At 51.2% G+C, this 25,414-nt stretch carries 38 protein-coding genes and 1 tRNA gene; all 39 read left to right on the top strand.

Features of this window, described 5'->3' with window-relative positions; translation table 11 throughout:
- Window positions 1-2 precede the first annotated feature (2 nt).
- The 39 genes from H2Z33_RS03365 (at window position 3) to H2Z33_RS03180 (ending at window position 25,408) form a co-directional block, all read left to right on the top strand.
- The gene (locus H2Z33_RS03365) at window positions 3-275 is read left to right on the top strand and encodes a hypothetical protein (protein WP_063867254.1); all 273 of its coding nucleotides are present in this window, start codon (window positions 3-5) and stop codon (window positions 273-275) included.
- On the top strand, window positions 272-937 hold the full coding sequence (locus tag H2Z33_RS03360) for a hypothetical protein (protein WP_063867256.1): 666 nt from the start codon (window positions 272-274) through the stop codon (window positions 935-937). Before H2Z33_RS03365 ends, H2Z33_RS03360 begins: the two co-directional genes overlap by 4 nt.
- Window positions 934-1,176 carry a hypothetical protein gene (locus tag H2Z33_RS03355; protein ID WP_023157318.1) on the top strand — a complete coding sequence of 81 codons (243 nt, stop codon included), beginning with the start codon at window positions 934-936 and terminating at the stop codon, window positions 1,174-1,176. The genes H2Z33_RS03360 and H2Z33_RS03355 overlap by 4 nt, the downstream gene beginning before the upstream one ends.
- Window positions 1,177-1,426: 250 nt before the next feature.
- Window positions 1,427-1,864 carry a recombination protein NinB gene (locus H2Z33_RS03350; protein WP_058689321.1) on the top strand — a complete coding sequence of 146 codons (438 nt, stop codon included), beginning with the start codon at window positions 1,427-1,429 and terminating at the stop codon, window positions 1,862-1,864.
- A complete protein-coding gene (locus H2Z33_RS03345) occupies window positions 1,857-2,024 on the top strand; it encodes a NinE family protein (protein ID WP_032621563.1) in 168 nt (55 codons plus the stop codon). The genes H2Z33_RS03350 and H2Z33_RS03345 overlap by 8 nt, the downstream gene beginning before the upstream one ends.
- Entirely contained in the window at window positions 2,021-2,689 is a 669-nt protein-coding gene (locus H2Z33_RS03340) for a metallophosphoesterase (RefSeq protein ID WP_032621561.1), read from the top strand. The genes H2Z33_RS03345 and H2Z33_RS03340 overlap by 4 nt, the downstream gene beginning before the upstream one ends.
- Complete coding sequence (locus H2Z33_RS03335) at window positions 2,682-3,320, top strand: recombination protein NinG (protein ID WP_063134450.1); 639 nt, start codon at window positions 2,682-2,684, stop codon at window positions 3,318-3,320. The genes H2Z33_RS03340 and H2Z33_RS03335 overlap by 8 nt, the downstream gene beginning before the upstream one ends.
- Window positions 3,317-3,433, top strand: coding sequence for a hypothetical protein (locus H2Z33_RS23360; protein WP_139153669.1), 117 nt, complete (start codon window positions 3,317-3,319; stop codon window positions 3,431-3,433). The genes H2Z33_RS03335 and H2Z33_RS23360 overlap by 4 nt, the downstream gene beginning before the upstream one ends.
- A complete protein-coding gene (locus tag H2Z33_RS03330) occupies window positions 3,433-4,056 on the top strand; it encodes a hypothetical protein (protein WP_063134449.1) in 624 nt (207 codons plus the stop codon). Before H2Z33_RS23360 ends, H2Z33_RS03330 begins: the two co-directional genes overlap by 1 nt.
- Before the next feature lie 320 nt (window positions 4,057-4,376).
- A tRNA-Arg gene (locus H2Z33_RS03325) sits at window positions 4,377-4,452 on the top strand.
- Between the two features lie 188 nt (window positions 4,453-4,640).
- Window positions 4,641-4,946 (top strand): phage holin family protein, encoded by a 306-nt coding sequence (locus H2Z33_RS03320; protein ID WP_198091825.1) that lies wholly within the window; start codon window positions 4,641-4,643, stop codon window positions 4,944-4,946.
- The gene (locus H2Z33_RS03315; RefSeq protein WP_063134448.1) at window positions 4,933-5,409 is read left to right on the top strand and encodes a glycoside hydrolase family protein; all 477 of its coding nucleotides are present in this window, start codon (window positions 4,933-4,935) and stop codon (window positions 5,407-5,409) included. Before H2Z33_RS03320 ends, H2Z33_RS03315 begins: the two co-directional genes overlap by 14 nt.
- On the top strand, window positions 5,406-5,888 hold the full coding sequence (locus H2Z33_RS03310) for a lysis protein (protein ID WP_063867258.1): 483 nt from the start codon (window positions 5,406-5,408) through the stop codon (window positions 5,886-5,888). The genes H2Z33_RS03315 and H2Z33_RS03310 overlap by 4 nt, the downstream gene beginning before the upstream one ends.
- 173 nt (window positions 5,889-6,061) lie before the next feature.
- Complete coding sequence (locus H2Z33_RS03305; RefSeq protein ID WP_047642427.1) at window positions 6,062-6,607, top strand: KilA-N domain-containing protein; 546 nt, start codon at window positions 6,062-6,064, stop codon at window positions 6,605-6,607.
- A gap of 86 nt (window positions 6,608-6,693) precedes the next feature.
- A complete protein-coding gene (locus tag H2Z33_RS03300) occupies window positions 6,694-7,269 on the top strand; it encodes a terminase small subunit (RefSeq protein WP_063867260.1) in 576 nt (191 codons plus the stop codon).
- The gene (locus H2Z33_RS03295) at window positions 7,256-8,596 is read left to right on the top strand and encodes a PBSX family phage terminase large subunit (protein WP_063867262.1); all 1,341 of its coding nucleotides are present in this window, start codon (window positions 7,256-7,258) and stop codon (window positions 8,594-8,596) included. The genes H2Z33_RS03300 and H2Z33_RS03295 overlap by 14 nt, the downstream gene beginning before the upstream one ends.
- Window positions 8,597-8,605: 9 nt before the next feature.
- Window positions 8,606-9,862 (top strand): DUF1073 domain-containing protein, encoded by a 1,257-nt coding sequence (locus tag H2Z33_RS03290; protein ID WP_063867264.1) that lies wholly within the window; start codon window positions 8,606-8,608, stop codon window positions 9,860-9,862.
- Complete coding sequence (locus tag H2Z33_RS03285) at window positions 9,852-10,661, top strand: phage minor head protein (RefSeq protein ID WP_063867266.1); 810 nt, start codon at window positions 9,852-9,854, stop codon at window positions 10,659-10,661. Before H2Z33_RS03290 ends, H2Z33_RS03285 begins: the two co-directional genes overlap by 11 nt.
- 277 nt (window positions 10,662-10,938) lie before the next feature.
- Window positions 10,939-11,076: a hypothetical protein gene (locus H2Z33_RS03280; protein WP_154819054.1), complete on the top strand. Its 138-nt coding sequence runs from the start codon at window positions 10,939-10,941 to the stop codon at window positions 11,074-11,076.
- A 35-nt stretch (window positions 11,077-11,111) separates the two neighbouring features.
- Window positions 11,112-12,212: a DUF2213 domain-containing protein gene (locus H2Z33_RS03275; protein WP_063867272.1), complete on the top strand. Its 1,101-nt coding sequence runs from the start codon at window positions 11,112-11,114 to the stop codon at window positions 12,210-12,212.
- The gene (locus tag H2Z33_RS03270) at window positions 12,212-12,730 is read left to right on the top strand and encodes a hypothetical protein (RefSeq protein ID WP_063867275.1); all 519 of its coding nucleotides are present in this window, start codon (window positions 12,212-12,214) and stop codon (window positions 12,728-12,730) included. Before H2Z33_RS03275 ends, H2Z33_RS03270 begins: the two co-directional genes overlap by 1 nt.
- 9 nt (window positions 12,731-12,739) lie before the next feature.
- Window positions 12,740-13,678, top strand: coding sequence for a DUF2184 domain-containing protein (locus H2Z33_RS03265; RefSeq protein ID WP_063867277.1), 939 nt, complete (start codon window positions 12,740-12,742; stop codon window positions 13,676-13,678).
- Between the two features lie 32 nt (window positions 13,679-13,710).
- Window positions 13,711-13,914: a hypothetical protein gene (locus H2Z33_RS03260; RefSeq protein WP_063867279.1), complete on the top strand. Its 204-nt coding sequence runs from the start codon at window positions 13,711-13,713 to the stop codon at window positions 13,912-13,914.
- Window positions 13,914-14,321: a DUF4054 domain-containing protein gene (locus tag H2Z33_RS03255; RefSeq protein ID WP_063867281.1), complete on the top strand. Its 408-nt coding sequence runs from the start codon at window positions 13,914-13,916 to the stop codon at window positions 14,319-14,321. Before H2Z33_RS03260 ends, H2Z33_RS03255 begins: the two co-directional genes overlap by 1 nt.
- Complete coding sequence (locus H2Z33_RS03250; protein ID WP_063867283.1) at window positions 14,306-14,773, top strand: hypothetical protein; 468 nt, start codon at window positions 14,306-14,308, stop codon at window positions 14,771-14,773. Before H2Z33_RS03255 ends, H2Z33_RS03250 begins: the two co-directional genes overlap by 16 nt.
- A complete protein-coding gene (locus tag H2Z33_RS03245) occupies window positions 14,770-15,117 on the top strand; it encodes a hypothetical protein (protein WP_063867286.1) in 348 nt (115 codons plus the stop codon). The genes H2Z33_RS03250 and H2Z33_RS03245 overlap by 4 nt, the downstream gene beginning before the upstream one ends.
- On the top strand, window positions 15,110-15,649 hold the full coding sequence (locus H2Z33_RS03240) for an LIC_12616 family protein (protein ID WP_063867292.1): 540 nt from the start codon (window positions 15,110-15,112) through the stop codon (window positions 15,647-15,649). Before H2Z33_RS03245 ends, H2Z33_RS03240 begins: the two co-directional genes overlap by 8 nt.
- Window positions 15,650-15,668: 19 nt before the next feature.
- Entirely contained in the window at window positions 15,669-16,199 is a 531-nt protein-coding gene (locus H2Z33_RS03235; RefSeq protein ID WP_063867293.1) for an HNH endonuclease, read from the top strand.
- On the top strand, window positions 16,199-17,539 hold the full coding sequence (locus H2Z33_RS03230) for a DUF3383 family protein (protein ID WP_063867294.1): 1,341 nt from the start codon (window positions 16,199-16,201) through the stop codon (window positions 17,537-17,539). Before H2Z33_RS03235 ends, H2Z33_RS03230 begins: the two co-directional genes overlap by 1 nt.
- Before the next feature lie 2 nt (window positions 17,540-17,541).
- On the top strand, window positions 17,542-17,988 hold the full coding sequence (locus tag H2Z33_RS03225; protein ID WP_006809752.1) for a phage structural protein: 447 nt from the start codon (window positions 17,542-17,544) through the stop codon (window positions 17,986-17,988).
- 36 nt (window positions 17,989-18,024) lie between these two features.
- Window positions 18,025-18,462: a phage tail assembly chaperone gene (locus tag H2Z33_RS03220; RefSeq protein WP_006809751.1), complete on the top strand. Its 438-nt coding sequence runs from the start codon at window positions 18,025-18,027 to the stop codon at window positions 18,460-18,462.
- A 161-nt stretch (window positions 18,463-18,623) separates the two neighbouring features.
- Window positions 18,624-20,195: a tape measure protein gene (locus tag H2Z33_RS03215; RefSeq protein ID WP_063867295.1), complete on the top strand. Its 1,572-nt coding sequence runs from the start codon at window positions 18,624-18,626 to the stop codon at window positions 20,193-20,195.
- A 1-nt stretch (window position 20,196) separates the two neighbouring features.
- A complete protein-coding gene (locus H2Z33_RS03210; RefSeq protein ID WP_063867297.1) occupies window positions 20,197-20,913 on the top strand; it encodes a phage baseplate protein in 717 nt (238 codons plus the stop codon).
- On the top strand, window positions 20,910-21,251 hold the full coding sequence (locus H2Z33_RS03205) for a phage baseplate plug protein (protein WP_047722018.1): 342 nt from the start codon (window positions 20,910-20,912) through the stop codon (window positions 21,249-21,251). Before H2Z33_RS03210 ends, H2Z33_RS03205 begins: the two co-directional genes overlap by 4 nt.
- Complete coding sequence (locus H2Z33_RS03200) at window positions 21,226-22,161, top strand: phage protein (protein ID WP_006809746.1); 936 nt, start codon at window positions 21,226-21,228, stop codon at window positions 22,159-22,161. Before H2Z33_RS03205 ends, H2Z33_RS03200 begins: the two co-directional genes overlap by 26 nt.
- On the top strand, window positions 22,161-22,835 hold the full coding sequence (locus H2Z33_RS03195) for a Gp138 family membrane-puncturing spike protein (protein ID WP_063867301.1): 675 nt from the start codon (window positions 22,161-22,163) through the stop codon (window positions 22,833-22,835). Before H2Z33_RS03200 ends, H2Z33_RS03195 begins: the two co-directional genes overlap by 1 nt.
- Window positions 22,835-23,176, top strand: a complete 342-nt coding sequence (locus H2Z33_RS03190; protein WP_063867303.1) for a hypothetical protein — start codon at window positions 22,835-22,837, stop codon at window positions 23,174-23,176. Before H2Z33_RS03195 ends, H2Z33_RS03190 begins: the two co-directional genes overlap by 1 nt.
- A 65-nt stretch (window positions 23,177-23,241) precedes the next feature.
- Window positions 23,242-24,660 (top strand): baseplate J/gp47 family protein, encoded by a 1,419-nt coding sequence (locus H2Z33_RS03185; protein WP_063867305.1) that lies wholly within the window; start codon window positions 23,242-23,244, stop codon window positions 24,658-24,660.
- Complete coding sequence (locus H2Z33_RS03180) at window positions 24,653-25,408, top strand: hypothetical protein (RefSeq protein ID WP_232350971.1); 756 nt, start codon at window positions 24,653-24,655, stop codon at window positions 25,406-25,408. Before H2Z33_RS03185 ends, H2Z33_RS03180 begins: the two co-directional genes overlap by 8 nt.
- Window positions 25,409-25,414 lie beyond the last annotated feature (6 nt).

The following is a 25,414-nucleotide window of genomic DNA, read 5'->3' as shown; positions in this document are numbered from 1 at the left end:
ACGTGAAAAATTATCTCAGCAATTTAGCGAGTATGCTTCAGGGCATTGCAGGTGTAATTTCTGACGGCGAGAAGGTGCAGAAAGAGTGCCCTGCGCACTTAAAGTCAACACTGCTTGAAGCTTCTCATGCGCTGGATGGTCAGTCTGTCAGGGTTAATTATCCGCCGCATGGAAAGCCTGAAATTGTTAATGCTCGCGGACATCATCGGCCGCTTACTCTGCGGGAAAGGGTGGCAATCCGCTTACTTGGTGGAAGAACGGAGATTCGCCCATGAGCACTATTACCAAAGAATTCACCAAAGAGCAGTTACAGCAAATTATCGAAACTGACCACGTTCAATGTGGTGAGGCTTCTGCGCTGGCGCGTATAGCACTGGCATCGCTCGAAGTGGAGCCTGTGGCGTACATGTACAAAGACAATCTTCACGCTGATGCTCGGTTCAGCCTACATACAAGATTTGGCAACTGGTCTCAGGAAGATATCAACGAGTACGAAATTACAGAGATTCCACTCTACACCGCCCCGCCAGCGCCGGTATCTGTGCCTGATGCTTACATACGAGATGCTCGCGGAAGAATGATTCTAAATGGGAAGCAGGAGCCGAGAATTGGATACAGTGCAGGCTGGAACGCCTGCCGCGCCGCCATGCTTCAGGGTGCCGAACCTGTAACGACGGCTTACAAGTTGCCATTCGAGCAGTGGCTTTCGCAGCAGACAGGCACCATTGACGTCGAATGTGGATGCGTGATGACGGAGGTGTTTTTCCACTGGTTGCGCGTTGCGTATGAGGCTGGCAACTCTCCGGTGACTCCGGATGGTTGGGTGCTGGTGCCAGAAGAACCCACCCATGAAATGCTTGAGGCTGGTGATGAACAATTCGGAACTTACGATGTGTATCGCCGGATGATAGCAGCATCACCGCAGCAGGAGGCATGATGTACGACAATTACACCATCAACCGCTGCGACGCCATGGAGTGGCTTGCAGAGCATTACCCAACCTTCCCGGACAGGATGCCAGATGTGCCGCTTAAGGCCGACTGGTGTAGCGCCAGCCTGTTCAGAGGGTGGAGTTTCGTTATCTTGCTCGATGGTTCACTGGTCTTTGCTGACTGCCTGTCACCTCCCATCCGGGCAGAAGACATGGCTGGCTTCAAACTTCCTGAGTTGACATAGCTACCATACAAGCGATATGGGGATTCACATATCGACCCGCCCAGGGCCTCTTCGGAGGCCTTTCTCTTGAGTTGATTTTGTTGAATCAACCGTCCATACTTTCTTTGCTGATGGCCTGAACACCCGTTGGTGACTTCTGCGCATTTAAGGGGACTTAAATGCGACCACAATCTGAACTCCTCACCTTGTCACAGATGCAGAAATGCACCTGCGATTTCTTGCATTCTGCGGTTTCCTGTGGGGAGGCCGTATGAAACAGCAATTCCTCCTCCGAAACACCAACATCCGCGCCAATGCCATCAGCGCGATTAACCAGCTGCAGCTCAACGAGAAGCGACCGGTCGTCATCGAGATAAAAGAGATGACCCGCTCCATCGACCAGAATTCCAAGCTTTGGGCAATTTTGGGCGACATCAGCAACCAGGTTGAATGGCATGGCCGCAAGCTCTCCTCTGAGAACTGGAAGCATATTTTCACCGCCGCACTGGTTAAGCAGGAAGTCGTGCCGAACCTCACCGGTGATGGCTTCGTGGTGCTGGGCCAGTCAACCAGCAAAATGACCGTCGGCCAGATGCGCGACCTCATCGAGCTAATCCATGCCTTTGGTGCTGAGCGTAACGTCCGTTGGGGCGATGAATCCCGCTTAGCAATGGAATGGGCCTCTCGCTTTGGAGGTGCCAGTGGCTAGCCCTCTCGCTCGCGTAATGAGCAATCACATCTTCAAGGTGCCGGCACGCAGTAAGCGCAAGCCGGTCGCTAAGCCTTCGGACATCCCGACATTCAATTATTCCGCCCATCTCTATGACGTGCGCTGGTTACGCCTGCGCGCCAGAAGGAAATCCGCATGAGCATTTATCAACGCATCAACGGCGCTGACTGGCGCAATATCTGGGTAGTCGGCGATCTGCATGGCTGCTACACCAACCTCATGACCCAGCTTGGCAACGTGGACTTCGACCCGGCGCAGGATCTGCTTATCTCCGTTGGCGACCTCATCGACCGCGGCACCGAAAACGTGGAGTGCCTGGATCTGATTACTCAGCCATGGTTCCGGGCAGTTCGTGGCAACCATGAGCAGATGATGATTGATGGCCTGTCAGCGCATGGCAACGTTAATCACTGGGTGGCAAATGGCGGCGGCTGGTTCTTCTATCTGGACTACGACAAAGAGATTCTGGCTAAGGCGCTGGCTCACAAAGCGGCTGACCTTCCGCTGATCATCGAACTGGTAACCGGCGACCGGAAGGTGGTCATCTGCCACGCCGACTACCCTCACAACGAGTATGAATTCAACAAGCCAGTTCCAGAGGAAATGGTTATCTGGAATCGTGAGCGAATCAGCGATGCGCAGGACGGCATTGTTTCGGAGATTACCGGTGCCGACCTGTTTATTTTCGGCCACACCCCAGCGCGTCAGCCTCTCAAATACGCCAACCAAATGTACATCGATACCGGTGCCGTTTTCTGCGGAAATCTAACACTGGTGCAGGTTCAGGGCGGTGACCATGCGTAAACCAACCCGCCGTAAGTGCAAGGTATGCAACGAGTGGTTCATCCCGCAATACGCCAATATCCGTTGGTGCTGCCCGGCTCACGGCGCTATCTACGCTATGGAGTTGCGAGCTAAAGAGAAGGTGAAAGCCGAGGCTAAACGGATCAAGGAGCAGAAAGAGGCAGAGAAGGAAGGGCGTGAACGCCGCCAGAAGATGCGCGAGTCCTTCAAGACTAAGTCCCAGTGGGATAAAGAGGCCCAGTCTGCTTTCAACCGCTACATCAGGATCCGCGACGAGGGGAAAGAGTGCGTTAGCTGTGGAAATCCCCTGATCGGCAAGAGCAACTACCTGACCGGGAGCGCCATCGACGCCAGCCATTACCGATCACGTGGTGCCGCCTCACATCTCAAATTCAACGTGTTTAACGTCCACTCGGCCTGTACACGGTGCAACCGGCAGTTGAGCGGAAATGCTGTCGAGTATCGAATCCGGCTGATTGATCGCATTGGCCTGGAACGTGTCGAGCGCCTTGAGTCTGATAACGAGCCGCGCCGCTTCGATATCCCATACCTGCAGCGCATCAAATCCATCTTCACCCGTAAAGCCCGCGCGCTGGAAAAACTCCGGGGCCGCCGACAGGAGGCCGCATGAACCACGCCGACTTCCTCCAATACCAGGCAGAAAGCGTTAAGCGCGCCAAGATGCCGCCAGTAGCAAAGCACAGCCAGGCCAAAACCAACCAGCCACAGAAGGAAGCCGCGTAATGAGAAAGCTCACACCAATTTACACCATGGTTAACTTTGTCGATGACGCCCATTTCCGGCGTGTCTGGAAGCATCCTAAGAAGACCATCACAACCAAGCAACGAGCCTGGGTGCAGTACATGATGTCAGTGTGGGGCAGAATTAATCGCGGCGATGACTCACCAGCTGGCGCTGTTAACGTTATTGGCCGCCTGATGATCCGGACTCAATGGAATCCTGATATGGGTGGACACATCGAGAGAATGGTCAACTGGCTTTATAGCGACGAGGGTGGGGCGCTGAGAGGTGAGGAACTCTATAAGAAAGCTCGCGAACTGGTCATCCCTCAATCCTCTGCCAGCAACATCATCGCTCTCGCCAAAGAATCAGATGATGCAGCGTTCGTTGAAAAGGTGATGGTCAAGTTATTCCACCGTGAAAGCCCAGTCCGCGATTACGCCATTAAACGATACTGCGAACGCAACTGCACGCAAGATATCGCCAGGAAGATGCACCTGATCACCGGATTAGATATCCAGGCTTGCCGCCGCCGGGTTGTCTGGTGTGAAAAAGTATTCGAAGCAGAATTTTTCTATGCAATGAAGCGCGAAATGGAGAATGAGATTTCTCTAATTGCTGCTTAAATGAAAAATATTTCTTAAATAACTTGATTTGGCGAAATAGAAGTGTATATTTTCAGGTATGCTCGGACGTCAAAGGCGAAAGAGCGGAGTGGTGAGATAACAGAGGCGGTGCTTACCATTGATACCGCCTAGTTGGTAACTTCGACGGTTCGTCTGGAACTCCAACCATCGCAGGCTGAGAGGTCTGCTGACACTACGGAAAGACGTGTAGGCTAGCTGAGATAAGCCGTTATGAGGACTTGGGATGCGTCAAGTCGGAGGCTCAGCCATAGAACCGCATATAAACATCAAGCCACTGGTTAACGCCGGTGGCTTTTTATTTGCCTGTAGCTCAGAGGAAAGAGCAACCGCCTTCTAAGCGGTTGGTCGCTGGTTCGAATCCAGCCAGGCGAGCCAAACCCAGCCAGGGTATTTACGGCCAGAGAGCCAACATTGCCTTACCCTCATCTTCCTGGCTTGTCGCCAGGTTTTTTATTCAGGCCGCAGACAATCAATTCCAGATGCCACGTAGCTATCGTGTCTGACGGCCTTTCCCCACTATACAAACAGCACCCCGTTTTTTCGGAGGTGATATGGCTAAACGTATGCAAGATAAAGAAAGCATTGCCGGAGTGTCATGGCTGATTGTCCTTGCTCTGTCATGCTGGGGCGGCCTGGTCCGATACCTTATTGACGTTAAGCAGAACAAAGCTACCTGGAGCTGGATCAACGCGCTGGCGCAAATTGCAGTGTCCGGCTTTACCGGCCTGATTGGTGGACTGATCAGCGTTGAAAGCGGGCTGAGTCTTTACATGATTCTGGTTACGTCTGTCATCAGCGGGGCGATGGGCTCCGTGGCACTGACGTACTTCTGGGAGCGTCTGACGGGGATGAAGAATGCAAACAATTAATCCTCAGCGTAAAGCGTTTCTGGACATGTTGGCATGGTCAGAAGGTACGGACAACGGACGGCAACCGACCAAAAACCACGGTTACGATGTAATTGTTGGTGGGTCGCTGTTTACTGATTACGGCGATCATCCGCGCAAATTGATTACGCTGAATCCGAGACTTAAATCAACTGCTGCGGGGCGCTATCAACTACTGGCGCGTTACTGGGATGCGTATCGCAAGCAACTTGGACTGAATGATTTTTCTCCATCTAACCAGGACGCTGTTGCTCTCCAGCAGATTAAAGAGCGCGGGGCGTTACCGATGATTGATCGCGGTGATATCCGTCAAGCCATCGACCGCTGCAGCAATATATGGGCATCGCTGCCGGGCGCTGGTTACGGTCAGTTCGAACATAAGGCTGATGCGCTGATAGCGAAGTTCAAAGCCGCAGGTGGGAAGGTAAACGAGACTGCATTATGAACGCCGTCATTGTTTCTTTGCTAAAGAAGTTCTGGCTTCCGATTGTCGCTATGTTGGTTATTGTGCTGCTGGCATGGCGTGTTAATCACTATCGCGACAACGCCATCACCTATAAAGACCAGCGCGACAAAGCCACCAAAAGTCTCCGCCTGGCTAACGCCACTATCAAAGACATGCAGACCCGCCAGCGTGATGTCGCTGCACTGGATGCCAAATATACGAAGGAATTGTCCGATGCGAAAAAAACCATTAACGATTTGCGTCGGGATGTCGATTCTGGCGCTAAACGGCTGCGCATCGCCGCAACCTGCCCTGGAGTGCCCAAAGCCACCTCCACCTCCGGCGTGGATGATGCAGGAGCCCCCGAACTTACTCCAGACGCTCGGCGGAATTATTTCGATCACCGGGACGGAATCGCAACCGCTGACAAAATGATTCGCGGCATGCAGGACTACATCAAAGAGCAGTGCCTCAAATAACAGCCTCGCATCCGCGGGGCTTTTTTGTATCCGAATTTCACCGCGCATCTCACGCGCACTTCACCACTCAGAACCTTTCAGGATGACCCTTGAGGATGCCGGCTGGCTGTCGGAGCCTCTGAGGGCCGGATTTCCTGTGAGACAAGGTTCATCACTAAAAGGTAATTACCGACATGACAAAACAAACCGTGAATGTCTACGGCATTTCTGTCCGGGTTGACTCCGCAGGGAGATATAACCTGAACGATCTGCATGCGGCAGCCGTTGCCAATGGTGAGGCGACAGAATCACAAAGGCCGAATAAATTCATACGAAGTGCAGCGGTAAAGCGCTTTGTTTCTGCACTGGACTCCAGAGGACAAAAATGTCGTCTGGAAGAAAATCAATCACTTAACATTGTGAATGGTGGTGTTAACCAAGGCGTCTGGGCTGCTGAGTTGTTAGCTATTCGCTATGCGGCATGGATCAGGCCTGAATTTGAAATTCGCGTTTATGAAACATTCCGGGAAGCGGTACTTAACGGCATCACCAATATGTCTCGCCTCAACAGGCTTGACCTGCTGATCGCAAATGAGACCAAAGAGGTCAGCGCATGTGCCCGGGCAATGAATAAGTGGGGCGTCGGTGGTCGCAAGAAGCTTCTCAATTGCGCTCGTGAGCGGATCGTCAGTCAGATGGACCCTGACATGGTCACGCTTATGGAAGCGAAAGCAGGGTAGCCAACGCAGAATTGCGTCGGCAAATAGCGGCATTACAGAAGCTCTTCACTGAGGGGCTTCGATAATGACAACCACAAGGAATCGACATGGAGCTAACTGAATACCAGAAAGCCCTATTCGATGATCTGACAAAACTACAGCAGAAGTTTGCGTTAGGCATCGTAAAGGGGCTTAGCCAAATTGATGCGTACAAACAAGCCGGTGGTAAGGCCAAGAAAGATGAAACCGCCAGTGCATGTGCGAGTGAAATCCTAACCAATCCTAAGGTAAAGGCATTTATCGATGAGATGAACAAGGAAGCCATCACAAACGCGGTTATGACGCGACAGGAAGCCCTGGAACGGCTTTCAGTGATGGGAAGGGCATCTTTGCATGAGATGGTTGAATTTAGCGAGGTAGAGCTCGGCACAGAAGATAACGGCAAGCCAATCATCCAGGCTGGCTGGAAGTTTAAAGATTCAGCATTGCAGAGCGCTGGCTCGTTATCAGCGATCTCAGAGCTCACGGCGGGTAAGCGTGGAATATCAATCAAGCTTCACGATCCGAAAGCTGCCATCAAGCAACTCGCAGAGTTGCAGGGATGGGAACCTCCGAAAGAGTCGAAGCTAACGATTACGGCCACAAAGCCATTGTCGGAACTTTTTGAAGATGACGAAACTTAACCCTGTATTCAAGCCGTTCATTAAACCTCATCGCTACAAGGTGGCAAAGGGCGGTCGAGGCAGCGGCAAGTCATGGTCAATCGCACGCCTGCTTGTTGAGATAGCGCGCAGAGGTTCATATCGTTTCCTGTGCGCTCGTGAGTTTCAGGCCAGTATTGCTGACTCCGTTATCCAACTGATAGCCGACACTATCGAACGCGAAGGCTACAACCACGAATTCGAGATTCAGAAGGTCTACATCCGGCACATTGCCACCAACAGCCTGTTTATGTTCTACGGCATAAAGAACAACATCACGAAAGTGAAGTCACTGGAAGGCATTGACATCTGTTGGATAGAAGAGGCCGAGGCAGTGACCAAGGCCAGTTGGGATGTGCTGATACCTACCATCCGTAAGCCCGGTAGTGAGATATGGGTAAGCTACAACCCGAAGAACATCCTCGACGACACGCACCAACGATTCGTTATCAACCCACCCGATGACATTTGCCTGCTAACCGTTAACTGGAACGATAACCCTCACTTCCCTGACGTTCTGCGCCTGGAAATGGAAGAGTGCAAGCGCAAAGACTTCGACCTCTACCAGCATATCTGGGAAGGTCATCCAGTAGCAGATAGCGACCTAGCGATTATCAAGCCTTCATGGATCGCAGCTGCAGTAGACGCACACATCAAACTCAACTTCACGGCATCAGGCGCTAAGAGAATTGGCTTTGACGTTGCAGACGAAGGCGAAGATAGCAACGCGATCACAATGGCTCACGGAGCAGTAGTAAAAGATGTGCAGGAATGGAGCCGTGGCGATGTCATCGAGTCTGCTAACAGGGTTAACCAGTACGCAGACAGCATCAACGCTGACAAGGTTATTTACGATTCAATCGGTGTCGGCGCCGGCGTAAAGGCTCAGCTAAACCGGATTGCCAAAAGCCAGGTTGAAGGTTTCAACGCTGCGGCTGCTGTATTTGAGCCAGATCGCGAATACATGCCAGGGAAAACGAACAAAGACATGTTCTCCAACCTAAAGGCGCAGGCGTGGTGGCTGGTAAGGCAGAGATTCTATAACACCTGGAGAGCTATAGAGCATGGCGAAACATTTCCAGACGACCAATTAATAAGCCTCTCTTCTGAAATAAAAAACCTTGAATACCTCAAGGCTGAATTGTCACGCCCCCGTATCGATTACGACGGCAACGGCAGGGTGAAAGTTGAGAGTAAAAAGGACATGAAAAAGCGCGGCATACCCTCGCCGAACATGGCCGACTCCTTGATTATGGCCTTTGCGCCAACTTCTAACGCTCTGGCGAGGCTAAAGGCTCTTGCCAGTTAAGGTGAGGCAATGGCTAAACGTAACAATAGACAGCAGAAGAAAATCGACAAGCAAACACGCATGGACAGCTATCAGAATGTGTTCATGAACATTGGCACCGGTGGCGACAGATCGGCGTATAGCCGCATCCGCACGGCACACCTGCTGACGCGCGGGGTTCTTGATAGCATCTATCTTGGAGACGGATTAGGCCGGCGCATTGTCGATGTCGTGGCCGATGAGATGTTCCGTGCCGGATTTACGGTGGAAGGTGCAAACAACGAGCCAGAAATCATGTCTCGGTGGGATGAGCTAAACCTGACTCAGCAGTTTACTGACGCAGTGGCATGGGCTCGCTTATATGGCGGCTCTCTGATGCTGTTCGGTGTCAATGACGGCGGAGAACTAACATCAGAGCTAGGTGACGGTGAGCTTGAGTTTGTTCGGGTGTATGACCGTTACCAGGTACAGCCGTTCTTGCGCGATCTAAACCCAGATAGCGTGACCTATGGGGAAATCATTCAGTACCAGATTAACCCTATCTCTGGCACCCCATATTACGTACACGCTAGCCGGTGCCACATCTTCGACGGCGAGCGGTTGCCGAACCAAATTCGACATCAGAATCAGGGCTGGGGCGCTTCTTGCTTGCAAGGCATCTATCAGGCACTGACTGACTACGGCATGAGTCATGCACATGCTACAAGCCTTCTTGAGCGTAAGCAGCAGGGTGTTTGGTCTGCCGATGATCTGGCTGAGCTCTGTAAGGATGGGGAAGGGCGAGAAACGGTGCAAGCCCGCCTTAACATGGTGGACATGACACGCAGTAACGGGAACACGATCGGGGTTGATGCCAAAACTGAGAAGTACGAGTTGCTTAACGGCTCGCTTGAAGGCGTAGTTGACGTTCAAGACCGTAAGCAGCTGCGTATCTCTGCGCTTACAGGCATTGACGAGCAAATCCTTTTCACTAAGACACCGACAGGTCAGGGCGCGGATAAAACCACCGTTCCTGAGTCATGGAAGCAGCTAATTGGGCGCAAGCAGAAAGACGAGGCGAGACCTGCAGTTGAAAAGGCGGTTAGTCTCCTCACTAGCGACCCAACATGGACAATCAAGTTCAATCCACTATCTGTCCCTACCGAGAAAGAGCAGGCAGAAACTGCGAACTTGTGGTCACAGGCTGATGAGCGTTATTCACAGCTTGGATGGGTAAGTAACGATGAAGGCATCGCTACCCTGCAAAAACGCGGAGGCTACGTCTACCCGGAGATGAATGATGGCTAGAGTATGGCTTCATCCCTACGGAGTAGAGCGTGACTACACCAGCGCGCTTGTGAAAGCCACCAGGCAGTTCAACAGAGAAATCAACTCAACATACGGTGATATCCGCTTCGATGGATGGCAGGACGACATGGCGGCCATTCTGCCCTATCTGCGCAATGCAGGTAACAGGATATTCCAGCCGGTAATCGAGCGCCTGCCGTCATTCTTCTCGCTTACCAGTCAGTTCAACGATAAACAATGGCGCCTAATCGTTAAGGGCGGAACGGGCGTAGACCTCCCGCCATCTCAAGCAGTCATCGCCGGACAAACCACTATTCCTGTTTCATCTGGCGTGCTGGGTGTCGATGCTTATCGAGCTGAGGCGTGGCTTCGTGAAATGCAAGAACTTTGGGTCGCTGAAAACGTCAGGCTGATTAAGTCCATCCCTGCTGATGAGCTATCTGACATGGAAGGCATCATTCAGCGTGGCGTAATGAATGGCTCCAGTGCCGACACTATCAAGAAGCAGATTCAGGAGCGCTACGGTGTCACTGAGCGAAGAGCAAAGTTGATTGCTGTAGACCAGATCGGGAAAGCCAACGCCGCACTAACAAAGCAGCGACAGGCCGATGCCGGGATATCTGGATACAAGTGGCGAGGTGTTCTTGATGAGCGCGAAAGGCCAGAGCACAGAGCGCGTGAAGGCAAATCGTACAAGTGGAATAACCCGCCACCCGATGGTCACCCCGGGCAGCCAATCCGCTGCCGATGCTATGCAGAGCCTGACTGGGCTGGTTCTGTTTTTGATATTGGAGAGTGATAGTGGAAAACGTAGAGAGATTGCGCGAGATCATCCAGGAAATTATAGCTACTGGTGCACAGGTCAGCGATGTCAAATATGTCGGATTCGGCGTTTACCAGGGTGTCGCAGGCGGGGCATATAAAGTAACTGAAAGCCAAATGGTTAATATCTGCAACCTCCTAAAGATGGCAACGCCTAGCAGTCGGTTATGGGATAGTGAGGCGGATTTTATCATTTGCCAGCCCGGAAGCCACTCGCACTCTATGCATCATAAGTGACATCGGAGAGGGCAGAGATGAACAAAATTGAAAGGCTCAAGATCATTTTAGGGGTGCTCATGGCTGGGGCCGTTCTGCCCCTCGCAGTATTTATTGCGATGTTCATCCCCTACATGCTGCTTGTAAAACAATTCGTTGGCTTGTTTGCGCGTTGAGCCATAAAAGCCAATAAGAAACAATAAGGCAAAACATGAAAACAGTATCTCGCTTCGATGTGGGAGAGCTTCGTGCGTCCGTAAATGAGGATGGATATCTGGAGGATGTTCCGGTAGTTGGCCGCATTGGCATCCAGTTATACCGAAATCCAGACGGCTCGGTACGACGCGAACTACGCCCGCCAGAAGAGGTATTCAACGCTGACTCTTTGGCAAGCTTTAAGGGCAAGCCGATCACCATCGGCCACCCTGGCGCGGTTAACTCCCGAAACGCCAAAAAACACATGGTTGGCACCATGCTTGAGCCGGGCAGACAGGACGGCGACAACGTCAAAGTTCCTGTCATGGTCTACGACGAAAGCGCAATCACATCGGCTACTAGCGGCAAAACAAAGCAACTATCCCTCGGTTACCGGCTTGACCTCGACGAGACGCCGGGAGAGTGGAATGGGCAGCCGTATGACGCCGTTCAACGAAACATCCGCATCAATCATCTTGCCCTTGTATCGAAAGCTCGGGCTGGTGATGTAGCAACCCTGAATCTCGACGGTGACGAAGAAATCACTTTAGACGATGACGACAACCAACCAGAAGGTAAAACAATGCAGAAATTGCGACTCGACAACGGGCTTGAGTACGACGCTTCACCTGAAGTCGTCGTGGCGTTCAACGCCCTTAAACAGGATGCAGAGGACGCTAATACCAAGCTGTCCGAAGCGCAAACCACTATTTCAACGATCACCGCCGAACGCGACACTCTGAAAGCTGACGCGGCTGGCTTCGAAGATAAGCTGAAGCAGGCTCGAGAAGACGCCGCCGCCACCATCAAGGCTCGCGCCGACCTCGAGGCGAAGGCAGATAAACACGGCATCAAGCATGACGGCATGGATGACATTGCAGTCAAAAAGGCCGTAATTGCCAAGCTGAAGCCTGCGATGAAGCTCGACGGTAAAGATGACACCTATGTCAATGTTGCTTTCGATATGGCTATCGAGGCGGCGCCAATGGAGCAGCAGCGTAAGATCGTCAACCAAGACAAGGCCGAATCGCGCAATGACGGTGAAAACGGGCCAGCCGCTAAAGCAGCTCGCCAGAAAATGCTCGACCGCATGAGCGGCAAAAAGGAGACAGCATAATGCCTGTTCAAACTTCCTACGACAACGACATGCAGATCGCAATGCCGGGTATGCGTTCAGACTCCACCCACCAGATCACCGATGGCTGCAACGCCGCTCAGGGCGCAATCAAGCCTGGCTACGTCGTTGCACGGGTATCTAATGCCAATGATAAGCGCGTTGTTAAGCAGGTTTCTGCAGCTGGTGACGCCGCCAACCTGATGGGCATTTGCCGCTTCAGTCACTATGGCTGCGTTAAGGGTCAATACGAAGCAGGTGATGCGGTTAACGTGATGACTTGGGGTCGAATCTGGGCAGTAACCACTCTGACAGCCGCACCAACTATGGGTGCGCTGGTAAACGTGATTACCTCCGGCGATGACGCTGGCAAAGTGGCGGCCACCGGCGGCTCTCCCGCCTTGGGCTGGGTGCTTACCGGCAAATTCACCACATTCACCGACAACACTGGTTCCGCTGTGAATCTGGCTGAAGTACAAATCCGCAACCAGACCTCAGAGCCAGCCTCTTCTGAGGCATAAGGAATAACAATGGAAAATATGAATTACGACGAAGCGGATCTTACCGCTATTGAACATGGGGCGGCGGCCAACGGAATTCGACTGGATGAAGGTGAATCCATCTTCCTGGCTCGTGAGCTGGACTACGTTAAGTCCAAGGTTTACGAAAAAGAATATCCCGCACTGACCGCGACCACGCTGTTCCCGGTCACATCTGAAATCCCATCGTACGCCAAGACCTTCACGTACGGCGTATGGGATGCAGTGGGCATGGCGCGGATCATCGCAGATTATGCAGATGACCTGCCAAACGTGGGCGTTAACTACCGAGAAGAAACTGGCAAGGTATTCAGTCTGGGCAACTTCTACGAGTACAGCCTGATGGAAATTCGCGCTTCTCAGGCGACCGGGAAAAACCTTCCTACTCGACTGGCCAACGCTGCCCGCCGCGCTCATGACGTCAAAGTTAATGACCTGGCTTTCTATGGCGATACCGATTATCAGATTGTCGGCGTGCTCGATCACCCAAACATCCCGGTAACCACCTCTGCTGGCTGGACAACTGGCGCAATCGCTTCAGGCGAACTGGAAGATGCGGTATCCGCTATCGAAACGGTGACCAAAGGCCTGCACGCGGCGAACGTTATCGCACTGCCGCCAAGCGCCTTTAAAGTACTGTCCAAGCCGATGCCTAACACCAACACATCTTACATGACCTACTTCAATACCCAGTATCCGGGCATGCAGTGGGTTCGTGTTAACGAGCTGGAAGACATCGACGGCACCGGCACTAAAGCAGCGCTGGTGATGGAGCGTAGTGCTGACAACGCCTCCATGGAAATCCCGCAGCCGTTTGAGCAGTTGCCGCCGCAGGCTAACAACCTGGCGTTCAAGATTCCATGCCACAGCCGCGCTACCGGCGTTCAGGTTTACCTGCCGCTGACCATGCATCTCATCAAAGGCATTTAAGAGGCTTCGGCCTCTTTTCTTAAGGATTACCAATGAAAATTACTAACGCATCAGCACGACTGTATTACATCGCAGGCCAGAAACTGGCTCCGGGTCAGACTGCCGAAGTAGATGATTCCTGGAAGGACAATAAAACGGTGCAGGCATCCATCACCAAAGGTGAGCTGCGACTCGCTAATAAAGATGAAGCCGTAACCGCCAGTCAGGTAGAGAAAAAAGAGAAGGACAAGAAGTAATGAACATTGCCGCATTTGAAGGTCTTACGCCTCTGGAAATCTTCCGCAAGCTAGCGCCTGAATTTGCGGCTGTTCCTGATGAGGTTGTTCAGGGTTACATCGACCTGGCATCACTTTTTGTTTGCGAAGACGAGTACGGAGACGCATATAACGTGGCTCTGGCTCTAATGGCTGCCCATATCATGGCATCGCCTGGCGGTTACTCTGATAACGGTTCCACATCATCTGGTCGCATCCTCTCACGCAAGGAGGGTGATCTGGCAATCACTTATGGAAACGTATCAAGTGATACCGATTACCTCAGCGGGACTACATACGGAAACCTGCTGCAACTTCTCCGCAAGAAGAGGGGGGCAGGATTTTCTATTATGACTCGCGGAGTCGTGGGGGGATGCTTGTGTCCGTAAAAATCACAGACAACAAGCGGCAATGGGAAAGGTTCAGGCGGGAGATCAAGGCAACCGGAAGCAAAGAGGTAGTTGTAGGCATTCAGAAGGGCGAGGTTAATGATGGAGTTCTTGTCGCTGAATACGCGGCATGGAACGAATTCGGCACTAGAACAATTCCAGCACGCCCATTCATGCGCACATACTTCGACGCATCGGTCTCTCGGCTGGAAAGGTTCGCTACAAATGGAGTAACGCAAATTCTGCTCGGTAGAGCTACCTTTTCTCAGTTTCTGAATGCGGCTGGCGTATTTATGGTGGATGGGGTCAAGAAGAGTATTTCTGGTGGCACCTGGACTCCAAACTCTCCGGTGACGATAGCTCTGAAGGGTTCATCAAAGCCGCTTATAGACACTGGCGTAATGCTTAATTCAGTCACCTTCGCCATTCATGATTACGGAAGGTCACAATGAGCAATCCGTTTCGCAGGCCTTATCAGGTATATACTCCATCGCCTTCGGCTTTGGTTAACGGCGTCATTGTTGATGGGGTAATGACGGAGTCAACCGCTTACTTCAGCGTGCAAAGTATTAAAGATACGCAGGAGATTGAGAGTCTGGAAGGAGGGAGGAGGTTAACTGATTATCGCCGGCTGTACAGCGACACAAAGCTTCAGATTACTGATGATTTCCCCATGGCTCAGCCTTCACTTGTCGTTATTGATGGCTTTAACTACGAAGTTAAGCACCGTGAACCATGGCAAAACGGAATCATACCCCACTATAAATATTATGTGGTAAGGAAACGCGATGGCTGAAACCACAGTATCAACCTTCGTTCCTGATGCTGTAGAGTCTGCCGCTTACCGTGTTTTGTCCCAGCTATTACCCGTACCTCTCGCTTACGCCAATCAGAATAACTCCCGGCTTCCTCTGCCTTATGCCACGCTTCGTGTATCAACGCGTACGACCATTGGCAGGGATGAGCATGGCGAAGTAGATGATGAGGGTGTAATGCCGTCACACGGCGTTAGAGAAGGAACGGTGATGGTTAATGTGTACGGCGGAAGCGCACGAGAGCATTGCGACGATCTGATTAATAACATCCGTAAAACCACATCACGCTACCTGATGCGCAGAGAAAAATTCGTTATCGCAAACAGCGCCCAGGTTAACGACCTTACAGGTCTGCGAGATGAAGCAAACTTCGAAGCGATGGCGAATGTAGACCTTACATTCCGCTACACCGGCAAGTACACGGATAACGTAGGGCTCATAGAAACCGTTGATGCGACAGGCGACATCGGCGGAATAGAAACACACCTCACTATCGCCGTCACATCCGACTAATCAACACGGAGTTTCATCAATGGCACTTGAGTCAATCAGCGCTGAAGAGCTGAGGAGTTTGCGCACCTACGATCCGGAAACAGGCCAATGGAAGCACTGCTCAGACGCCGGTAATGGCATTCGAAGTGGAGACCAGGTAAGCCTATGCGCAGACACTAATGGCTACCTTACCATGACGGTTAAGCGGAAGCTCTATTTGGCTCATCGCCTCGCTTTCCTGTACATGACTGGAAGTTGGCCTCCTGATCAGGTTGACCATGTGAATGGCGTGATAACAGATAACAGATGGTGCAATTTGAGGCCTGCAAGCCGTGAAGAAAACACGCGACACAGAGCTATAAGCGCAAGCAAAAAGACCACTGATTTCAAAGGCGTTTACAAACGAAATGACCGCCCAAACAAACAGTATGAAGCTCGAATTGGCGTGGATGGAAAATACAAATCACTAGGTAGTTATCAGGATGCCGCAATAGCTGCGTGGGTTTATAACCTCTTCGCTATAGCTTTACACGGCGAATTTGCAATTTTAAACGAGTTAAAGGTGGTTTAATGGCCTCATTAAGTCAAATTGCCAACGTGACTATTTCGCTGGACACAGCGAGTATCGCGAAGGCGTCATTCGGCATTCCACTTGCAGTTTCGCCTACAACGGCATTCAGTGAGCGAATCCGGAAATATTCAAGCTACAGTGCGGCACAGCAGGACGGACTTGACCCGCAGACGCTCAAAGCGCTCTCAGCAGTATTTAGTCAGACCCCGCGCCCAAATCAGGCATGGGTAGGTCGCCGAAACGCCGTTTCTGTTGATCTGACAGTAACCAACGCGACGATCACAATGGGCAACATTTTCGCATTCAGCGTGAATGGCACCACCGTAACGTACACCGCAGCGAGCGGCGATGATGCTTCTGACGTATATACCGGTCTGAAAACAGCGCTGGCGGCACAATCTGTAGTTGATGCGTTGTTTACCAGCACCGCTGATGCTGAAGGGCTGCACCTGGTAGTGAAAGTTCCTGAGACAGCAACCATCGTTAAGCCAGTGACCAACCTGTCAATCGCAACCGCAGGCTCAGCAGACGGATTAGAAGCGGACCTTAACGCCATTCAGCAGGAAGACCCGGGCTGGTACGGCTTTGCTCTGGTAGAGCGTGGTGACGCACTAATTCAGGATGCGGCGGCATGGGCTGAGACGCAGACCAAACTGTTCTTCGCGTGCAGCAATACTGCTGATATCTGGACATCTGCTAATGACGATATCGCATCTCAGTTGCAGGACCTGCAATATCTGCGTACAGCTCTGATTGCTCACAAGGCAGCAGCGACTGAGTATCCTGAAATGGCATGGATGGGTCGATGCTTCACCATCGCGCCCGGTGGCGAAACGTGGGCGCTTAAAACACTGGCATCCATCACGCCTAGCAAGTTCAGCGACACAGAGCAGAGCTACATCTTCCAGAAGAACGCCAATGCTTACGAGCAGTACGCCGAAAATACCTACCTGATAAACAAAGGCAAGGTTGCATCTGGCGAATGGATTGATGTTGTGCGATTCCGTGACTGGCTTGTAGACACCATTCAGAAGAATATGGCTTCTCTGGTGATCCGCCAGAAGAAGGTGCCTTACACCAACGGCGGTATTGCCCTCATCGTCAACAACCTGAACGGTTCACTTATTCAGGGGCAGCAGGCAGGTGGAATCGCTCCTGATGAGCGTGACAGCGAAGGCAACACAATCCCTGGGTTCCGTATCACTTATCCAAATGCAGCCGACGTTTCTGCTGATATCAAAGCTACCCGAACTCTCTATATCGAGTTTGTGGCGCTTCTGGCTGGCGCAATCCAGGTGGTCGAAATCAAAGGCTCACTCACCTATAGCTACGAGGGCTAATTATGGCTGCTGAATTAACTGGCTCTTATGACGGCTCAGAAGTATTTGTCACTATCGGCCCGCTTCTATTAACCGGCTTCAGTGATGGAGACTCAATTACTGCTCGTAAGAACGCCAACTTCTATGAATCACGCGCAGGTCTCGATGGCTCAGTAGGTCGCGCGCGCGTAACGGATAAGCGCGGGCAGATCGAGCTTCATCTTTTGCAGACATCCGCGGCAAACGACGAACTATCTGCACTGATGAACCTTGATTCATTAACGCAGGACGGCAAGGCAGTGTATCCGGTATCAGTAACTGACTTCTCTGGTCGCACTGTTATCGCAGCAGGCCAGGCGTGGCTTTATCAGCTTGGCGACGTGGCCTTCTCAACTAACGAGGTTGGTGAACGCATTTACACCTTTGAGTGTGCTGACCTGAAATTCTCCCTCGGTGGTAACAACGTTTAACAATGCCGCCTTCGGGCGGTTTTTTTTGAGGTCCATATGTCTCAGGAATTCGCTACCTTCCATATCGGTGACAAAGAGTTTAAAGCCGCCAAAATGAACGCCTTCGCTGCGGCAAAGCACTTAGTAAAACTAAAAACGCTGCTTGATAAAGGCCTGGCTTCAGGCGGTGATGCAAACGCCATTCAATTACTGGCCGGCATCGATGAGAAAACGTTGGAGGAAGTAATCATCCCTATCCTGCGCGACTCATCAACATTCAGCGTTACTGACGAGAAGAAAATTGACAGCCCTAACGCAATGAACCTTGTGTTCACCGTAGACACGCTGTTCGACTTCTTCGAGCTGTGCTGGGAAGTACTGAAGCTCAATTTCACCCCTTTTTTTACGAAAGTTCTCACCCTGTTTGGGTTAAGCCCAGAAGAGCTGGCAAATCGGGTTCAGTCACTGGCGAAAAGCGCGACCCAGGAAAGCTAAGGGAAGACGTTGAAACAGAGCTATGGGTGTGGCGTCCAATAATGAGAAATATGTGTACGGTTGCAGAGGTGAAGTCAGGATTAATCACATGCGAAGACCTGCTCAAGCTTAACGCCCTCATAGAGATGACCGACTATCTGAACACGCCAATGGAGAAGTAAATGGTTATTCGAGAATTTCTGATCCGCCTTGGGCTCACTGGCTCAGATAGTGTGGGTCGAGGGCTGGACAGGGTAGACGGAAGGGTCGATAAAACCATTCAGTCATTCAATGCGCTTGGCGGTGTTCTTGCTACGGTATTCGGTGCTGTAACCATCTCAAACATTGCCAAAACTGCTGACGAGATGCAGTCTCTGGAGGCTCGAATTGGAATGCTGCCACAGACTATCACTACCGGCGCAGAAGCATTCGACACTGTGGCTCAAAGGGCAAGTGCAGCAAGGCAGGGCATTGAAGAGTACGCATCATTTTACATTAAGGCTGGTAACGCCACTCAGGACTTCTATAAAGACCAGGAGCAGGTTTTACAGCTCACCGATGCAGTATCCATAGCGCTTGCCGCTTCTGGCTCAACAGCCGTTGCGCAGGGGCAGGCTTTCTTCCAGCTTGGTCAGGCAATTGGATCTCCAGCTGTCCAGATGGAAGAGATGAATACGCTTATCGATGTAGCTCCTGACCTTTTCAGGGCGCTCGGTAAAGCCATCCCAGGGGCTAACAACAACCTTAAGGCTTTCATCTCCACCGGCAAGGTAACGGGTAAAATGCTTGCTGAAGGGTTGATTAAAGTCCTCCCGCAATTCGTCGACCAGTTTAAACAAATGCCAATGACCATTGGTCAGGCGCTCGTACTGGTAAACAACAGATGGTCGATGTTTATCAACAGACTTAACCGCAGCAGCGGAGCGGTGACATGGGTGGCAAATAAGTTCCTTTGGATGGCTGATAAAATCGAGTATGCACTGGACTCAGTTATCGATGCTCTTGGTGGCGCAGAGAATGCCGTAAAACTGCTTGGAGTAGCTCTTGGCGCAGCAGGCCTTGTAGGTTCTGTTTATCTCTTATCCGCAGCATTTACCGCACTCACAAGCCCTGTATTTTTGGTGATAGCTGCACTTGCAGCTCTGTTTCTTGTTGGTGAGGACGTTAACTCCTGGCTTAATGGCAACAAGTCGCTTCTTGGAGACATGATCGGGCCTGTATCTGAGTACACCGATTCGATTAACTCTCTAAAAGTCGCGCTTACCGACATGAAAGATATGGCTGTATGGGCGCTGAATGTTCTCAACAGTCTCGCCAACTTCTTTAACTCCAGTCAGGACAAGGTTCAGGATTTTGGAGATAAGATTGGGACTACAAAATTTGCACCATGGCTGAAGGAAAAGGCAGGATGGCTTGTTGAAGATTTAGGCAAGTGGGCGTCATGGGGAAATGCACAAACAAACGGTGCATTTGATATCCCCAGAATGTGGTCAGATACGCTTGCTGGCGTGCGAGGCTTCAACCAGGACGCAAAAGGTGGAAATACTCTACTCCCCAGCTATCAATCTCTTGCATTGCCACCGCCATCAGCAGCGTCTGGTCCTAAGATAGACGTCAACATCGGCAATATCTCAGTGCCTGCCGGAACGTCTGACGAGCAGGTTAAATTCCTTCAGGATAGCGCCAAATCAGCATTCAGTGACTACGGATGGAATGCGCTGGGTAACACATTAAACTTCAACACTGGAGGTTAGCATGGCAACTGATGTGCTTGGCTTCCTCTGGAACTCGTCAGGCGATAGCACCTTCAGGCTTAATGACCCTGGCGTCGGCAATCTTGAGTTTGACACGCTGGACCAGGAGACCCATGAGTGGACACGCGATGTGACAATGAATCCCGTAGAAAACGGGTCGCCAATATCAGATCACATCATCCGTCAGCCGAAAAAGATTACCGTTGCAGGCATGATAAGTAATGCACCAGTGACAGGGGTGTTAACTCAGGCAGCAAACGCTCTGGATAGCGGCTTCGACGGGGAAGACAGGGTTAACACAGCGATCAAGCTGCTTGACTCGCTCTATATTTCAAACGAACTGGTAACCATATACACCAAAAATTACACCTATGAGAATATGCTCATTCAGGGAATTAACATTCCCAGAAGGGTGGATGATGGTGATGCGGTCAATTTTACGATAGATGCAGTGCAGGCACTTATCGTGAGCACGGCTACGACAGAGGTTCCTCCTGGTGTAGGCGTCAGGAAAACGGATACGACCAGTAATGGCGCTACTGCTAAAGCCGGAACATCAAACTCAGCAGACCCAGCTACGGCTAACCGGGCTACGCCAACCAAAAACGTTGGCAAGAATACGGGTTCAATCCTGAGTCAGGCTTTGGATGGGTTATCTGGCTCGGGCGGTAAACTTCAGGAATATCTCGGCAACATCATAGGTAATGTCACCCCATGACCCCACTAAATTTTCAGGCTGGATTTACTGACCAGACATTGCAGGCTGTTTTCGACGATACACCGGTTACGCTTCGCCTGCGATGGAATGAACGCTTTGGCTTCTGGTCGCTTGGTATCTATGACCGTGAGTCATTGCCGATCATAACCGGAGTTAAGCTTGTACAGAATTACCCGCTTTTAAAGAACTTCAGTTTCGATAACTTCTCAGGAGATATCTACTTCATCCGTACGTATGGTGAAAAGGTACGCCCTGATATCGATTCGATTGGAGGCGATCACCTGTTGGTGTATGCCACTGAGGAAGAAATAGATGAGTTTGTTTCTGCGAACGGGTGAAATCATCGTAGGTCAGCCTCAGGGTGAGGCAGTAAGCATTAAAGACCTGCGATTTGAGTTCGATATCACCAAAACAGCCAGCAAAACCGCCAACGAAGCATCACTCAAAATCTACAACGCCGCGCCCACAACTATCACTTTGATGGAGACAGTAAATAACGTGGTCATCATCAAGGCTGGTTACGTCAATGATATCGGCGCTATCACCATCTTCACTGGCACCACATGCCGTAGCCTGACGTATCAGGACGGTCCTGACATCATCACGGAGATGGAGTTAAGGGACAGCGTCATACCTTTACGCGACGCCAAGATAAGCGTTTCCTTCCCTCCAAATACGTCAGCAATGACCGTACTGGATGGGGTGGCGAAGAACTTCGGACTGCCAATCAAGAAGAGCATCAGCAAGGTTCAGGATAAGCAGTACGTCGGCGGGTATGCCTATAACGGTAGGGTGCGTGATGCTATGGACAGGGTCTGTAATTATCTTGGGCTGGAGTGGAGCGCTCAGGATAGCGAAATACAGATTATCAAAAAGGGTGGCGTCTATGCAGACACGGCTGTCGTGCTGTCGAAAGACACTGGCATGATCGGATATCCCCGCCGTGAAGCAAAAACCATGACCGAGAAGACGGCAGCCAAGCAGGGCATCAAATACGGTCAGAAAGGGATCGTCAGGACGGTTGTGGATGTAGAAGACCCAACGGCTAAGCTAAAAGACCGGGTCACTCTTGAGGTGCAGGGCTACCGGGTGAAATCACTGCTCAATCCTGCCATTTATCCTGGTGCTTATGTTCAGCTTAAATCTCGCGGAATTGATGGGGAATTCTTCCGTGTTGAAGAAGCACATTACACCGGAGATACGCACGGGCAGGAATGGAGCGTGGAAGCGCTATTGAGGTTTATCTGATGGCTGATAACAGTGATGTAGTAGAAGCGCTTAGGCGGCTTGTAAGCTCCGAAATGGACACGGTAAACACAGCACTTCCATGCACTGTGGTTAGTTACTCAGGCGGCAAGGTAACGGTAAAGCCAGATGGCGAGAAAATATACGCAGATGGCGATACCAATGCCTATCCGGTACTGACCGATTTGCGTATGGTGTGGCCGCAGTTTGCAAACGGTCAGGCCGGATTGAAAGGCCCCGTCCAGGCTGGTGATAAATGCCTTTTGGTGGTCTGCCAGCAGGCAACCGATGGCAGCGACGACACAAGGCGATTCGACATCATCGACTCATACGTTATCCCTGGTGCTGGTTATAGTGATGCAGTCCCTGGCAACGATGACGTGAGAATGTATTTTGGCGATGCCTTCATTGCTATCGATGCCAACGGGAAAATGACCATTAATGCTCCAGGTGGGGTGGAAGAAACAACACCGTTGCATACCGTTAAAGGAAGCATGACCGTTGAGCAGTTGTTCACTTACCAGGGCGGCATGACTGGCTCGGGCGGTGAAACATCGGTAGCTACCATAACCGGCACGATGCAGGTGATTGGTGATGTGGTTATCAATGGCATCAGAATAGGCACTCACCGTCACCAGGGTGATAGCGGTGGCACTACAGGAGGCCCGGAGAACTAATGATTGATTTCAGACTTACAGATAACAAAGTCGTGTTCACTAACGGCCTTCTTCAGTACGTAGATGGAGCTGAGCGCGTCAGGCAGCAGGTAGAATTCAGGCTTAACCTGTGGCGCGGAGAGTGGTTCCTTGATAGTCAATTCGGAACGCCGTACTTACAAGATATTCTCGGTAAGCAGGTAACACTTAATGGTGCGCTATCAGCCATCCGTACAGAAATCCTCGCTGTAGAAGGTGTTACCGGCATAGTTGAGTTTACCTACAACTTTGACCGGGCAGAGCGAAAGCTGAGCATAGAGTTTACAGCCAACACTGAGTACGGGTTGGTGCAGTACCCCTGATAAATAATCCCTTCAATATGCCTCGCCAATGTGCGGGGCTTTTTTATGCCTGAAATAAGGTGCATATGGCTGATTACATTACTGCGACAGGCTTTGACAAGCCGACATTACCGGAGATGGTTCAGGAAATCGGTGATGCAATGGAAACGGTCGTCGGGCCGATTAACAGAGAGGCTGATTCGACCACCGGACAGTGGATCGGAATTGAAGCTGAGCAAAACGCAATTCACTTCGAAACTGAAGAGGAGTTGTGGGCTAGCCGGTTTCTTGCTTCTGCTGAGGGATTCGCTCTTGATGCTCTTGGCGACTGGATGGGTGGGATTACCCGGCATGGCAAAACCACGACAAAAGTGAACGCCGTTATTTATGGCTCTGAATCACGACTTGTTCCTTCTGGTTCTTTAGCTTCTTTCGGTAATTACCAATTCAGACTGACGGCAGATTATACCATCTCACGCTCGACGCTTCTGGATGGAGAGGTGAGGGTATCTAACAACACACAAACCAGTTACACGGTACGGATTGCTGGCGTTGATCATACCTACACGAAAGTTGCAGGAGACACGGTAAACACCATTGCTACAGGCCTTGCCGCAGTAGTGGACTCAACAAGCCAGTATTCAGCCACAGCAAACGGCTCAGTAATCAGACTCACCTCTGAAAACCTTATTGAAGGTTACGCAGTGTCGCTTAGCGCTGGGCTGGCGTGGCAGTTAATTGGTTCACCGGCAATCTTTGAGGCTACTGAAGCAGGTCCGATTGTCGTTCCTGTTGGTGGATTAAACAATCCTGTAAGTGCGATCACCGGATGGACAGGAGTTAATAACCTCGTTCAGGGGGCCACCGGTTCAGATCGCGAATCAGACACAGATTACCGCCAACGTTTATACCAGAGCAGGGCATCATCTGGCGGTGCGGCAACCATCCCAGCAATTGAGACTCGCCTGATTACGGAAGTCAGCGGCGTAACCTTAGCCAAAGTCATTGAAAACGACACCATGACGACAGTCGACAGCATTCCTCCAAAAGCCATCCACACTATCGTTTCTGGCGGTCTTGAGCAGGACATTGCTGACGCAATCTGGAAGTACAAAGGTGCAGGTATAGCGACATACGGCTCAATTGCGATCACTGTGTATGACCGGTACGAGAGACCACATATCGTGAACTTCTCAAGACCTACAGAAGTGGATATTTATGTCAAAGTTGACGTTGTTCTTCTGGATACTGAGGAGCCGTTACCAGCTGCTGTTGTGGACGCTATAAAGCAAGGTGTTGTGGCTTACGGTGCCACCCTTGGACTTGGTGATGACGTTATTACCCAGCGCATTTATGGCTATATATACGCAAATACCACCGGCATCGGGAAAATGACCATCACCGTCAGCACTGACGGAACTACGTTTGCAGAAAGTAACATTTCCGTTGCTGAAAACTCATTTGCTTCGTTCTCCGCTGCCAATGTGGAGGTCACAGGTGTCTGATGAATGGATTGATATCGATTTCCTTGCGCTGATACGACAAAGGCCTACTGACTGGCTTAAAAAAGGAGGACAGGTTCCAGATCTCTTTGCTGCTGTTGGCGTACTTCATCCTGAAATTGAAGCGCGCGCCAAATACATCTACCTGACGCAAAGCATATACAACGCCCACGGCATAGAGCTGGACAGATTCGGACAGTACGTTGATGTCGGTCGTGATGGAATGTCTGACGATGATTATCGCCGGGAAATCATGCAGGCGAAACTGGCGACTGCGTTCAGCGGAACACCAGATAACGTCATGGTCGTAACGGCAACCACTACTTCAAGTACTGATGTCGAACTGGTTGAGCTCTATCCTGCCGCATTCAGCGTTCACGCAACCGGACCTTATGTCCCCACAAACATCAACACCATCGTCGACCGCGCATCTGTGGCGGGTGTCAGAGCATATTCAACACATGATTATGGGCTCAACGGTTTCTCCCTGGCGGGAATAGACACCAATTCAGGCCAAGCGTTACAGGTCGGCGATAACACAGCAATGCAGGTAGACACCGACACGGCGCTTGGACTTAACCGTGGGTCTGTATTCATTGCTGGCTCATATCTTGACGCGGCTGGGTCCGTGTCAGGTGTACTCGAAGTAAACGGCTCATATCTCGGCGTCGCTGACGACGATTATCTTCTTATTTTCTCCCGTGACTATGGCGTCACCGGGACGATGCTCTGTGGCGCTATGCCTAAGTGAGAAATT

Origin of the sequence: Enterobacter sp. YSU (assembly GCF_016082135.1) — a bacterium.
GTDB lineage: Bacteria > Pseudomonadota > Gammaproteobacteria > Enterobacterales > Enterobacteriaceae > Enterobacter > Enterobacter hormaechei_C.
Note: the sequence above shows the minus strand (reverse complement) of the source record. Positions and strands in the feature narration are given on the sequence as shown.